Origin of the sequence: Hamadaea flava (assembly GCF_024172085.1) — a bacterium.
Lineage (GTDB): Bacteria > Actinomycetota > Actinomycetes > Mycobacteriales > Micromonosporaceae > Hamadaea > Hamadaea flava.
Map to the genome: position 1 here is coordinate 7420357 of NZ_JAMZDZ010000001.1, position 11425 is coordinate 7431781.

At 70.1% G+C, this 11425-nt stretch carries 14 protein-coding genes; 7 read left to right on the forward strand and 7 right to left on the reverse strand.

Annotated features, from left to right (window positions below; genetic code table 11):
* Positions 1-46 precede the first annotated feature (46 nt).
* From HDA40_RS34715 to HDA40_RS34725, 3 genes are all read left to right on the forward strand, one after another.
* A complete protein-coding gene (locus tag HDA40_RS34715; RefSeq protein WP_253762033.1) occupies positions 47-202 on the forward strand; it encodes a hypothetical protein in 156 nt (51 codons plus the stop codon).
* Between the two features lie 125 nt (positions 203-327).
* Positions 328-609: a hypothetical protein gene (locus tag HDA40_RS34720; RefSeq protein ID WP_253762034.1), complete on the forward strand. Its 282-nt coding sequence runs from the start codon at positions 328-330 to the stop codon at positions 607-609.
* An 11-nt stretch (positions 610-620) separates the two neighbouring features.
* Complete coding sequence (locus HDA40_RS34725; RefSeq protein WP_253762035.1) at positions 621-1205, forward strand: cadmium resistance transporter; 585 nt, start codon at positions 621-623, stop codon at positions 1203-1205.
* Positions 1206-1218: 13 nt separating this feature from the next.
* Here the strand turns inward: HDA40_RS34725 and HDA40_RS34730 are convergent, their stop codons facing one another.
* The 4 genes from HDA40_RS34730 to HDA40_RS34745 all read right to left on the reverse strand — a co-directional run bounded on the left by HDA40_RS34730 (position 1219) and on the right by HDA40_RS34745 (position 5516).
* On the reverse strand, positions 1219-3345 hold the full coding sequence (locus HDA40_RS34730; RefSeq protein ID WP_253762037.1) for a bifunctional polysaccharide deacetylase/glycosyltransferase family 2 protein: 2127 nt from the start codon (positions 3343-3345) through the stop codon (positions 1219-1221).
* On the reverse strand, positions 3342-3764 hold the full coding sequence (locus HDA40_RS34735; RefSeq protein ID WP_253762038.1) for a hypothetical protein: 423 nt from the start codon (positions 3762-3764) through the stop codon (positions 3342-3344). Before HDA40_RS34735 ends, HDA40_RS34730 begins: the two co-directional genes overlap by 4 nt.
* 163 nt (positions 3765-3927) lie before the next feature.
* Positions 3928-4791, reverse strand: coding sequence for a S1 family peptidase (locus tag HDA40_RS34740; protein WP_253762040.1), 864 nt, complete (start codon positions 4789-4791; stop codon positions 3928-3930).
* A 152-nt stretch (positions 4792-4943) separates the two neighbouring features.
* On the reverse strand, positions 4944-5516 hold the full coding sequence (locus HDA40_RS34745) for a hypothetical protein (RefSeq protein WP_253762042.1): 573 nt from the start codon (positions 5514-5516) through the stop codon (positions 4944-4946).
* A gap of 137 nt (positions 5517-5653) precedes the next feature.
* On the opposite strand from HDA40_RS34745, the gene HDA40_RS34750 reads away from it, so the two are divergent.
* Positions 5654-5980, forward strand: a complete 327-nt coding sequence (locus HDA40_RS34750; protein WP_253762044.1) for a carboxymuconolactone decarboxylase family protein — start codon at positions 5654-5656, stop codon at positions 5978-5980.
* A 7-nt stretch (positions 5981-5987) separates the two neighbouring features.
* Here HDA40_RS34750 and HDA40_RS34755 read toward each other — a convergent pair whose 3' ends face one another.
* Positions 5988-7148, reverse strand: coding sequence for a hypothetical protein (locus HDA40_RS34755; RefSeq protein WP_253762046.1), 1161 nt, complete (start codon positions 7146-7148; stop codon positions 5988-5990).
* Between the two features lie 109 nt (positions 7149-7257).
* Between HDA40_RS34755 and HDA40_RS34760 the strand changes: the two genes are divergently transcribed.
* Positions 7258-8655 carry a hypothetical protein gene (locus tag HDA40_RS34760; protein WP_253762048.1) on the forward strand — a complete coding sequence of 466 codons (1398 nt, stop codon included), beginning with the start codon at positions 7258-7260 and terminating at the stop codon, positions 8653-8655.
* Positions 8656-8755: 100 nt separating this feature from the next.
* Complete coding sequence (locus HDA40_RS34765; RefSeq protein WP_253762050.1) at positions 8756-9304, forward strand: YdeI/OmpD-associated family protein; 549 nt, start codon at positions 8756-8758, stop codon at positions 9302-9304.
* Positions 9305-9370: 66 nt separating this feature from the next.
* On the opposite strand, the gene HDA40_RS34770 is transcribed toward HDA40_RS34765, so the two are convergent.
* Positions 9371-9784, reverse strand: coding sequence for an SRPBCC family protein (locus HDA40_RS34770; RefSeq protein WP_253762052.1), 414 nt, complete (start codon positions 9782-9784; stop codon positions 9371-9373).
* Positions 9785-10316: 532 nt separating this feature from the next.
* Between HDA40_RS34770 and HDA40_RS34775 the strand changes: the two genes are divergently transcribed.
* Positions 10317-10745: a hypothetical protein gene (locus HDA40_RS34775; protein WP_253762054.1), complete on the forward strand. Its 429-nt coding sequence runs from the start codon at positions 10317-10319 to the stop codon at positions 10743-10745.
* Positions 10746-10798: 53 nt separating this feature from the next.
* Here HDA40_RS34775 and HDA40_RS34780 read toward each other — a convergent pair whose 3' ends face one another.
* The gene (locus HDA40_RS34780; RefSeq protein WP_253762056.1) at positions 10799-11215 is read right to left on the reverse strand and encodes a DUF456 domain-containing protein; all 417 of its coding nucleotides are present in this window, start codon (positions 11213-11215) and stop codon (positions 10799-10801) included.
* Between the last annotated feature and the right edge of the window lie 210 nt (positions 11216-11425).

Genomic DNA, 11425 nt, shown 5'->3' on the forward strand with positions numbered 1-11425 from the left:
GGCCGTATGATGACGAGACCCTCGACGATGATCATGGAGCGTGCTCATGAAGCGACTGGCTGTGTTCATCGGCGTCTTCTTCTTCGCGATGGTCGTCATCGTGTTCCTCGGCGGAGAGGGCCTCGACCGGTACGAGATCGTGGTGGGCGCTCTGCTCGTCGCGGCCCTCGCCTCGACCTTCGTCCGCACATCCCGGCTGTGAAGCGGGTCCCGCAGCGGGAAACCGTGGAACTTCCCCGGTGGCCACGGCCGACCGGGGGAACCCGACCGGCTTGCCCACGCGCGTAATCCTTGCGGCCCGGCACATTCGGGGAAGGATGGGCGTCGATGGTGGACATGGTGAACATGGCAGACGACGCGGGCGACCCGGAGGCGACCGAGGCGTACCACCTGCCCGACGAGGGGTGGGACTGCGCGGCCTGCGGCGCGGCCTGGCCGTGCGAGGTCACCCGTACCGACCTCGTCCGCGACCTCGGGGGGACGCCCGCCGCGATCGACAAGGTCATGCGCGGGTACCTGCTGGACGCGCTGACCGTCCGGCCCGACCTGCCCTCCCGTGAGCTGGCCGACCGCCACCTGAGTTGGATCGGGGTCTCCGGCTCCCCGTAGGCTCTCGCGCCATGGATCTCGTCGGCACCGTCGCGGTGGCCGCCGGCACGTTCGCCGGCACCAACGTCGACGACCTCATCGTGCTGACGGTGCTGTTCCTGTCCGCCCGCGCCGCCGGCCGTCCCCGGCCGTGGCAGATCTGGACCGGCCAGTATCTCGGCGTCGGGGCGCTGGTCGCGATCTCGGCCGTGGCCGCGCTCGGGCTCACCGTCGTCCCCGACCGCTGGATCGGTCTGGCCGGGCTCGTGCCGTTCGCGATGGGCGTACGCGGCCTGGTCAAGGCGATCCGCGGCGGTGGTGAGGACGGCCCTGTGATCGCAGGCAGCCTGACCGCGATCGTCGGCGTGACCGTCGCCAACGGCGCCGACAACATCTCCGTCTATACGCCGTTGTTCCGCACGATCGGCCTCGGGGCCAGCCTCGTGACGGTGGCGGTGTTCGCGGCCGGGATCGCGCTCTGGTGCCTGGTCGCGCGGCGGCTCGGCTCGCACCGACGGATCATCGCGGTGGTGGAGCGCTGGGGCCACTGGCTCGTGCCGGTGGTGTTCATGGCGATCGGAGCCGTGATCGTGATCGAGTCCGGCCTTCTCGGCTGACGCTGCTGAGGGCTCAGCGGGACGCCGACTTGAGCAGTGCCGCCGCCTCACCCGTACGCTGCATGCGCTGCCAGCGCAGCCGGTTGCCGAGCAGCGCCGTCACGGTGGACTGCACCACCACGAGGTACATCAGCTGCCGGTACACGATCTGCTGGAACGCGATGCTCCACAGCGGCCCGTACCGTTCCCGATCCAGGCGTAAGGCGTACCAGGCGGTGAAGATCTGGATGGCCAGCAGGCCGCACCAGGCCGCCAGCATCTGGACCCACGGCAGGAAGATGAACCCGTAGACCGCGAAGACATCGACAGCGGGCGCCGCGAGCGGCAGCGCGACCTGGAAGACGAGCAGGTAGGGCAGCCCGCGGCGGCCGAGCCGCCCGCCACCGCCGCCCTCGACGACGGCATGGCGATGCTTCCACATCGCCTGCATCGTGCCGTAGCACCAGCGGTATCGCTGCCGCCACAGCTGGCGCAGCGACGACGGGGCTTCGGTCCAGGCGATCGCGTGCTCCGCGTAGACGACCTTCCAGCCGGCCCGCAGCACGGCCATGGTCAGGTCGGTGTCCTCGGCGAGCGTGTCGGGGGAGACGATCCCGGCACTCGTGGCGACGTCCTGCAGGACCTCGCGGCGGAACGCGCCGATCGCGCCGGGGATGGTCGGCATGCATCCGGCCAGGTCGAACAGGCGGCGGTCGAGGTTGAAACCGATCACGTACTCCAGGTGCTGCCACCGGCCGAGCAGGCCCTTGCGGTTGGCGACCTTGGTGTTGCCCGCGATCGCGCCGACCTGGGCGTCGACGAAGTCCTGCACGAGGTTGTAGACGGTGTCGCGCTGGAAGACGGTGTCGCCGTCGACGAGGATCAGCAGGTCGGCGCGGGCCGCCCGGATGCCGGTGGTGAGCGCGGCGGGCTTGCCCGCGTTCGCCTGACGCAGCACGCGTACGCCCCGCAGCCGCAGCCCTTCGACGATGTCGGCGGTGTGGTCGGTGGACCCGTCGTCGACCACGATGACCTCGAGGTACGGGTAGTCGCTGGCGACGAGCGAGCGGACGGTCGCGGCGATGTTCGCGGCCTCGTTGTACGCCGGGACGATGATCGACACCGGATCGAGCACCTCGAACGGCCGTTCCCGCCAGCGCCGGCGGGCGACCTTGACGTGCCGGCGCGAGGCGAGGATCTGCACGAGCAGCCGGACGACCGCCAGCACCAGCGCCACCGCCATGAGCACGCCCATGGCGTCGGTGGCGAAGCCGGCCGCGACTTGTACCGTACGCAGCACGTCACCGCGGACCTGTACCGCTCGCGGGGCGGGTGCGGCAGCCGGCAGCCCGAGCGCCTCGGAGACGGTGACGAACTTGTAGCCCTTGGCCTGCAACGCCGGGATGAGCTTGGCCAGTGCTTGCACGGTCTGGCTGCGGTCGCCGCCGCTGTCGTGCATCAGCACGATCGCCCCGGCCGTGCCTTTCGGCTGGGCGGCCCGCACGATCGCGTCCACCCCCGGCCGCTGCCAGTCCTCGGTGTCCAGATCGTTGAGGACGGTCAACGCGTCGGACGGCAGCGCGGCGACCTCATAGGCGTGCAACGCGTCGGCAGTGGACGAGAACGGCGGCCGGAACAGCGTCACCTCGCGCCCGGTCGCGCCCGCGATGGCGTTGCGCGTCATCCCCAGCTCCAGGTCGCGCCGCCAGCCCGCGACGCGCGCGATCTCCACGTGGGTGAAGGTGTGCGAGCCGACCTCGTGCCCTTCCGCCGTCATGCGGCGTACCAGGTCGGGGTATTCGTTCACGTGTGAGCCGATCGGGAAGAACGTCCCATGCGCCTGATACTTCGCCAGCACGTCAAGGACCTTCGGCGTCCACTCCGGGTCCGGACCGTCGTCGAAGGTCAACGCGATCGTCTTGGCCGGCATCCGCCGCGACTCCACCTGGCCGCCGTTCGCCCGGATCACCGGCCCGCCGGTCAGCACCTGCTCAGGGGCGGCCGCCGCGCCGTCGATCGGCCGCGGCAGCTCGGCCCCGCCCGCGATGCCGTGGGCGTACCCGTTGAACGCCAGCGCTGCCAGCAGCAGCAGGAGCGACAACAGCAGCAGGATCCAGTGCGCCCGGGGCTCGCGGGCGGGCGCGCGACGGTTGCCGCTCATGGCTTGCGTGAGCGGCTCGGCTTCGCCGAGGGCCGGTGCGTGTTGGTCTGCCCCGGCGGGACCGAGGTCGCGGACGTCCGCGCGGTCGCGCTCGGCGACGCGCTCACGGACGGATCGGTGGTCCGGGTGGTCGCGGCCGTGCTCCGGCTCGGCGACACACTCGGCTCGGCCACCGCCGACGGCTTGGGCTCCGCGCCGCCGCCATGCCCCGGCCAACCCGGCAGTTGCGCCGGTCCGCCGCCGATCAGACTCGCGCCCAGCCCGATCAAACCCAGCAACAGGGATACGCCGAGAGCAGCGCCCAGGACGGTGATCAGCCGACGGCGGCGACCCGACCGGTCGACGAAGACGGGCCGGGTGTTGCGGTCGGGGTGCTCCAGGCCGGGCTCGCCGGACGGGCGCAGACTGTGCGAGGGCATCGGCAGCGAGGCTACCCAGGGCTATAAGCGCTGGTCGAGTCGAGTCACCCCTGTCACCATCCGTGACACGACATCGGCTGAACGGCCATCGGCCGCTCGGTGTCGCGGTGCCCGGCCCAGGTGAGCCTGCCGGGTCGGGCACCTCTGTGCGATCGGGGCTCGGTCAGAGGATGGTCACGCCGTACTTGTTGACCGCCTCGCGTACCGGCTGGAAGAAGGTGGTGCCACCGGACGTGCAGTCGCCGCTGCCCCCGGAGGTCAGGCCGAGCGCCTTGTTGCCGTCGTACAGCGGGCCGCCCGAGTCGCCGCCCTCGGCGCAGACGGTGGTCTGGATCAGGCCGCCGACCTTGCCACCGGGGTGGCCGGAGTACCGGACCGAGACGTTGAGGGCCGTGACCTTGCCCGAGTGCACGCCGGTGGTGGAGCCGTCGCGGGTGACCGTCTCGCCGACCACCGCGTCCGCCAGGGTGTAGCCGCCTGAATGCGACAGCGAGGTGTTGTCGTAACGGACCAGGGCGTAGTCGTCACCGGGGAAGCTGTACCCGGCGTTGCCGCCGATCAGCGTGGTGTGCGCCGAGTTGGTGTACCAGGTGCTCGCCAGGGACGCGCAGTGCCCGGCGGTCAGGAAGTAGTAGGTGCTGCCGCTGACGACGTTGAACCCGAGCGAGCAGCGGTAGCTGCCGCCGTAGATCGCGTCACCGGCCGACAGCAGCGGGCTGAAGACGCCCGAGGTGCGCTCGATCCTCAGCGCTCCGGCGGTGACGCCGGCCGCGCGCTTGAGGGTGGCCAGTTCGGCGGCGTCGACGGACTTGTCGGCGGTGACGACGACTCGGCCGGATGTCTCATCGACATACCAGGAGATTCCGTCGACGCCGGAGGCGTCGACCGCGGCGTACGCCGTAGCGAGCTGGGCCGGGCTGTAATGCGGCGCTGCCGAGGCAGCCGACGGCACAGCGACCATGCCGAGCGTGAGCGCGCCGACGATCGCGGCCAGCCGCCGGGCGGCCTGATCGAGCTGAACTCTCATGTTTCCTCCCCACGAGGCGATCGGATCTGTAGACCCGCTCCGGTCAGTATTTAGATCAATCGATCGCTGCTCAAGGGAGGAGGTTCGCCCGAAAGGCCGCTTCTGTACGCCGATGGAGACAGCCGAGGCGTGACACCCACGCCGTCGCTGCGTCAGCCGAGTAGGTTCGCGCCACAGGCGCGGGCGAGCGGGTCGGACCAGACGCTGCCGGTGAGCGGCAGCACCACGGCAGTCAGGTGGCGACGGCCGTCCGAGGGGATGACGACAAGTTCGGCCGTCATGCTCACGGGTGCCGTCGAGTCCACGCACGAGACGGTGGCACGCGCTGGGAACCATGCCGTCGCGTGCGGAATGATCCGCTGGTTGCCCTGCAGGACCAGGGCGGCGTCCTCGCCGACGCCGGTGACGTGAACCGGCAGCGGACCACCGTTCATGACGGCGACGGTGCCCTCGATCACCATCCGGCCCGACTCGCCATACCCCGAGTTGATGCCCGCCACCGTGGCGAACACCGAGACCTGGGCCGACTGCGTACGCACCCACTGCCGGGCGGCCCACAACCCCATCCCGGCCATGCCGGCGAGCACGCCCCCGAGAACGAGGACGACGACCAGCTCCATCGGCAGCCGGCGCGACCGGAACCGCGCCCACCGCCCCGGACCCGCCGGGCGACGAGCCTGGTCAAGATCGATGGCGATGGAGGCGTCCGGCGTCGGATCGAGCACGCGCACAATGTAGCCGCCGCCATCGATCGACAACGGCCGCGGCCGCCGCTGCGCGGCGACCTGCGACTGCGGCCTTCCTGGGAGATGATCGCCGGGAGGCATTCATCGAGACCGGCATTCCTCGGGAAGGACTGATCATGACGGACGACAAGCAACCGTCAGCGGCGCAGAAGCTGCTGGGCGACTTCGCGCCCGCGCTCGCGCACTTCACCGATCAACTCTTCGACGACGTCTGGGGGCGCCCTGACCTCGCGCCCCGCGACCGAAGCCTGATCACCGTCGCCGCGCTCGTGGCCGGTGGCAACACCGAGCAGTTGACCTTCCACCTCACCTTCGCCAAGCAGAACGGCCTGACCGAGGCCGAACTCGTCGAGGCGATCACCCACCTCGCCTTCTACGCCGGCTGGCCGAGAGCGATGTCGGCGATGGCCGTCGCCAAGCAGGTCTTCGCCGACGCAGGCTGACCCCGGCTCAGATGAGCCGGCCCTGGAAGAACACGAAGGTCAGCAGGCTGCCGACGCCGGCCAGGCCCACCAGCATCAGCAGGCGCAACCGCTCCGGAATCGTCGTGAGCAGCACCACCGCCGGAGCCGCCAACGCATACGACCGGTACGCGGACACCCGGGGACCGGCCACGAGCGGCACCAGGACCAGACTGACCATGAGCCCGATCAGCAGGATGAGCTCGGCGTCGAAACCGCGCGCCGTCCCTCGGCGTACCGCGACCACCAGAGCCGGGCCGACGAAGATCAGCATCGCCAGCAGGCTCCAGGCCAGGGCGCCGGCCTCGCCGCCTGCCACGATCTGCGCCGTCGTGGTGAACGGGTTGTGCACTCCGTTGCCATAGTTCCGCTGGATCAGCTGGTACGCGTCCCAGCGGCCGGTCTGCGCGAAGAAGATCCAGCCGACCACGATCAGGCCGAGCCCGCCGGCCGCCGCCACGCCGAGCCCCTTCACCGCCCGGATCCACCATGGATCCGGGCGACCGCCGAGCACGATCGCCAACGGGACCGCCAGGCACATCACCGCAGCGCTCGGATACGCGGCCACTCCGACGCCGACGCTGAGGGCAGCCCACGCCCACGATCCGTTGCGGACGGCGAGGACGGCGCCCGCTACACAGAGCAGCGCCAGCGAGATCGGGAACACCAGTTGGTAGTAGACGCTCCCCGGCAGGAGCACCGCCATCAGCAGACTTTGCGCGGCCGGCTCGGTGAGTCGTGCCCCGAGCAGCCGCCAGACGACCGTCAACGCGGCCACGAGCGCGACTTGGGAGAGCAGTACGCCCGAGGCGGCGTACCCCAGACCGGTGACGTGGACGAGCTTGATCAGCATCGGGTAGAGCGGGAACCAACCAGCATTGCCGCACCAGGCGTCCGGCGGAGGGGCTGGGAAGTCGATCGGACCGTCGCCGCAGGGATGAAGTTCATAGCCACGGCGGGCGATGTCGACATACCGCAGGGCGTCCCACTTGAGCCCGGACGTGAGCCGGAACGGATCGGCTCCCGCCGCCGCCGCGAGCAGCCACATCCATAGCTGGCAGCAGACGGCGACTGCCACTGGCGGCAGCCACCGCTGCCAGACCCTGGTCCGCTCAAGCTTGCCGGCGTCCTGCACCCGCGCCTCGGACATGCGCTTCAGCCTGCCGGGCGATCCGGTTCTCGCGCAGCGGACCGTTCGGGCGGAGCGAACTGTCCGGCGGGCCGGTGCGCGGGCGAGGGCGGATTGGCACCGTGCAGGGGTGGCGACCGGACCCCGCTGGCATTGGGCTCTACTGCCGATGGCGTTCCTGCCGTTGGCGATCTTCCGGGCCGGTCTGCTCGCCGAGTCGGACACGTTCTGGCAGATCCGCGTCGGCCTGGACACCCTGACGACCGGGCGCATTCCGCAGTCCGACACCTATTCGTGGACCCTGGCCGGTACGCCGTGGCAGCCGAACTCGTGGGCGTTCGACGTCCTGCTGGCGCTGGCGTATCGCGGCGGCGGACTGCCGATCGTCGCGTTCACCGGAGCCTTGGTCATCCCGCTCATCGCGCTCACCGTCGGATTGGCGGCGCGGCGGCTGGGCGCCCAGCCGAAGATCACGCTGCTCGTTCTGCTCTACGGCGTCATCCCGCTGACGGCGTTCCTGTCCGTCCGCCCGCAGATCGTCGACTACGCGGTCGTGCCGCTGCTGATTCTGCTGGTCGACGTGCTGATGCGGGGGAGTACGACCAAAGCCCGCTGGTGGGCCGTCGCCGGGCTCGGACTCACCCAAGCGGCCTGGGTGAACCTGCATCTGGCCGCTCCGCTCGGAGTGGCCGTCGTGGCCGCGGCCGGCATCGGCCACGTGATCCAGGAACGGTCCGCGGCCACGGTTCGGGCGTTGGCCGCCGGGCTCCTGACCACCGCAATATGTTCCCTGGCCAGCCCGTACGGGTGGCACGTCGTGCAGATCGCGGGCGCCGTCCGGGCTTCGTCGGCGTACGTCGTGGAATGGGCGCCGTTCGATCCGACCGTGGTCACCTCCGACCTGCTGCTGCTCCTGGCCGTCGGCGCGGCGTACGCGGCCTGGCGGTTGCGTGCGTACGCGTACCTGCTCGTCCTGGTGCTGCTCATCCCGGCCGGTCTGTACGCCCTGCGGATGCTGCCGATCGCCGTCGTCGCCGGGCTGCCGATCCTGGCTCGCATCGCCGACGCGTCACCGCGGCGGGACGCTTATCTGCGATCGCGGTCACCGCTGGTGTGGCTGGCGGTGTCCGGCCTGCTCGCGGCCGAAGTCGTCCTCGCGGCCGGCAAACTGCCGACCCTGGGCACTCCCGATTACCCCGTCGCAGCTATTCAGGCGATGCCGACCGGCTGCCGCCTGTTCAACGGCTACCAACTCGGCGGGCCGGTGATCCTGCTGCGCCCGGACGTGCCGGTCAGCCAGGACTCCCGCAGCGACCTCTACGGCCGTACGCTGCTGGCCGCGGCCAACGACACCGAGTTCGGCCCGGACGGCCTGCGCCGGTTGGACGCCGACGGCATCACCTGCGTCCTCGTCACCCCGAGTACGCCGCTGGGCCGGAGCCTGCGTACCGCCGACGGCTGGACGACCATCGGCGGCGACGACACAGGCATGCTCTTCATCCGTGGCGGATCGGCGGCCTCAGGCTGACTCGTGGCGGGCGCGCGGGTCCGTGTGCCATCTCAGGCGGAGCGCCCGGCCGCCGCCTCGCGGAATTGACCGACCACGTCTGACCTGGAACTCTTGCTGCATGAGCCAGAAGTCCACGACGCCGATCCGCTTCGAGGCCGGCCTCGAAACCGTCGTCACCACGACCATCGTGCGGATGCCGGGCGAAGCGAGCAAGCTGCTGCCGTCGCGGGGGCAGGTCGCGGTGAACGGATTCCTCAACGGCCACGCCTTCCAGTCGGTGATCGAACCGGACGGGCGGCGGGGCCACTGGATCAAGGTCGACGACGAGCTCCAGCGCGCCGCGGGTCTCTCGGTGGGCGACGCGGTCGACATCACCGTCGAGCCGGCTCAGGAGTGGCCGGAACCAGAAGTCCCGGCCGACTTCGCCGACGCGCTGGCGTCCGCGCCGCAACGGATCCGGCTCATCTGGGACGACATCACGCCGATGGCCCGCTGGGAATGGGTGCGCTGGATCAACGCCACGGCGAACCCGTCGACCCGGCAGACCCGGGTGGAGGCGAGCCTGTCGAAGATGGACGACGGCAAGCGGCGGCCCTGCTGCTTCGACCTCAGCTCGTGCACGGATACGACGGTGTCCCGAAGCGGCAAACTCCACGACACCGCCTAGCCGCCGTCCATGGCCGATGGTCGGCGTGGTTCCGTCCAGTCCATCTGAGCAAGATAGGCGGCGGGGTCAGCGGTGCGGCCTGATCATTTCTGCGAGGCGCGGCAGGAAATATGACCAGCCTTGCTCGTGGGAATCGCGGTCCTCGGCGTCCTGTGCCGAGTCGGCGTACGGGCCGTGGGTGATCTGCAAGCTGGTGCCGCCTTCGACTTCCGCTGGGGTGACAGTCACCTGGTAGACGTGGCCGGTGCCGTCCCATTGCCAGGTGAACACCAGGCGTCGCGCCGGATCGTATTCGACGACCCGTCCGGTCAGGGCACTGCCGAGCTGGCTGAAGTCCACCCGGTACCGGCCACCACGGTGGGGTTCGAAGGTCAGTTGCCCACGCCACCAGCCGCTGAGCATCGTCGCATCGGTGAACGCCCGCAGCGCCTCCACGGGCGTCACTCCGGGTAGCTCCACCGCGGTGTGCAGGTAATCCATGACCTGACCGTACAGGTGTCCACGAACGGTGGCACACAGCCACGGGTGCTGCCGCAGCCGCGGATCAGCGGGAAATCGACGCTTCCTCCCCATCGGATCGAGTCAGGCGGCGGCCGTCCGGGCGCGGCAGTGGAGTGTTGCGGCCTAGCTACTAAGTGATACCGTATAGCGGTACTCGGTGGCGCTAGGTACCAAGGCCCGGAGGATCGCAATGAAGACTGACGTTCGCCGTCACGCCCCGACGTTGCTGCTTGTGCGCCAGCGCGCCTGCCAGCGGGCGGCCCGCAGCCTTCGTGTACGCGTGTCGGTGTGGCTGTGCAGATTCCGCGGGCGTTCGGCTCAGTGGATCGGGCGAGGGCGAGCGAAGACCGGTGCGTCACACCCGGCGGATCTCCCAGGTCGTCAACGAAACGTCAAGAAGCCGGCGGCGGGCGTCAAGAAGGCGTAAGGACGTCTGTGCAGCCGCCATCCCCGGTTGTCGACTTGATGGTAGGGGCCGAAAAGCGGCCGCTGACAACCATCGGAGCGAGTCGTGAACACCATCCGGGCGGGGGTGAACCCGCCACACCTGAGCGAGGCGGACCCAGGCCGTCCGCAGGGAATCCTGGTCGGCCTCGGATCGCTCGTCGTCATCGTCGTGGCCTTCGTCGCCTCGGCAGTCCCGCCGGCGGACGCCGTGCTCCGGTACGCCGTCCTGGTGCTGGCGGTGTTCGGCTTCGCCGCGGCCACCTCCGTGTGGAGGGCGCCGATCGTGACCGCCGTCATCGGGTTCCTCGTGTTCGGCGGCTTCCTGGTGAACCACCTGGGCCAGCTCACCTGGCACGGCAGCTCCGACGGGATCCGGCTGGTCGCGTTGGGTGCGGCGGTGATCTTCGGCCGTCTGGCGGGCGATGTCTTCCGGATGCCCAGGTCAACCCAGGCCCGACGGCCTGCGGCGTCAACGTCGGTGCGTCACCGATAAGCGTCACGACGGGCTGACCGAGCCAAGCGGCCCTCCGCTTTGCGGCGTCCGGATCAGGCGGCGAACGCGCCCACCACCCAGGTGACGGCGATGATCAGGGCGGCGGCCAGTTCGATCAGCATGGACAGGCCGACGGCCTTGACCGCGTGCCAGGTCGCGGACCAGGCCGGTTTGAACTGCCGTTGGCGGGCCAACTCGGCGAGCAGGATGCCCACGACGAAGCCGAGGGGCAGGCCGACGACTGGGACGACGAAGAAGCCGACGATGCCCAGCAGCCCGCCCGCGATCAGCGACCAGTTCGGCACGCCGCTCTGCTTGAGGCGGCGGCCGGGCCAGGCGTACTTGGCGGCCGTGCCGGCCAGCGCGACGAAGGTCGCGATGAACAGCACCAGCCAGCGGCCCCAACCCGCGTCGGAGAACAGCGCCCAGACCAGCACCGCGCCCCAGCTCAGGATCAGGCCGGGAATCACGGGGACACCCGTTATCGGGTTGTGACACCTATGTGGTTACCGGCCCACAGCTCGGGCTGCCAGCCACGGCGCTCCGACGTGGGCGAATTAAGGCGAGCGCTACAGGTCCGGCCGAGCCAGGCGACCGGTGTCGAGGTCGACGCATGACAGGGACGGCGAGGCAGGACATCACCATCAAGTGTCGTAATCTTGCCTGTCGCCGCAGGCTCA

Coding starts and splice junctions, on each gene's coding strand:
- HDA40_RS34715 (WP_253762033.1), top strand. CDS start 47: ATGAAGCGACTGGCTGTGTTCATCGGCGTCTTCTTCTTCGCGATGGTC.
- HDA40_RS34720 (WP_253762034.1), top strand. CDS start 328: ATGGTGGACATGGTGAACATGGCAGACGACGCGGGCGACCCGGAGGCG.
- HDA40_RS34725 (WP_253762035.1), top strand. CDS start 621: ATGGATCTCGTCGGCACCGTCGCGGTGGCCGCCGGCACGTTCGCCGGC.
- HDA40_RS34730 (WP_253762037.1), bottom strand. CDS start 3,345: ATGAGCGGCAACCGTCGCGCGCCCGCCCGCGAGCCCCGGGCGCACTGG.
- HDA40_RS34735 (WP_253762038.1), bottom strand. CDS start 3,764: ATGCCCTCGCACAGTCTGCGCCCGTCCGGCGAGCCCGGCCTGGAGCAC.
- HDA40_RS34740 (WP_253762040.1), bottom strand. CDS start 4,791: ATGAGAGTTCAGCTCGATCAGGCCGCCCGGCGGCTGGCCGCGATCGTC.
- HDA40_RS34750 (WP_253762044.1), top strand. CDS start 5,654: ATGACGGACGACAAGCAACCGTCAGCGGCGCAGAAGCTGCTGGGCGAC.
- HDA40_RS34755 (WP_253762046.1), bottom strand. CDS start 7,148: ATGTCCGAGGCGCGGGTGCAGGACGCCGGCAAGCTTGAGCGGACCAGG.
- HDA40_RS34765 (WP_253762050.1), top strand. CDS start 8,756: ATGAGCCAGAAGTCCACGACGCCGATCCGCTTCGAGGCCGGCCTCGAA.
- HDA40_RS34770 (WP_253762052.1), bottom strand. CDS start 9,784: ATGGATTACCTGCACACCGCGGTGGAGCTACCCGGAGTGACGCCCGTG.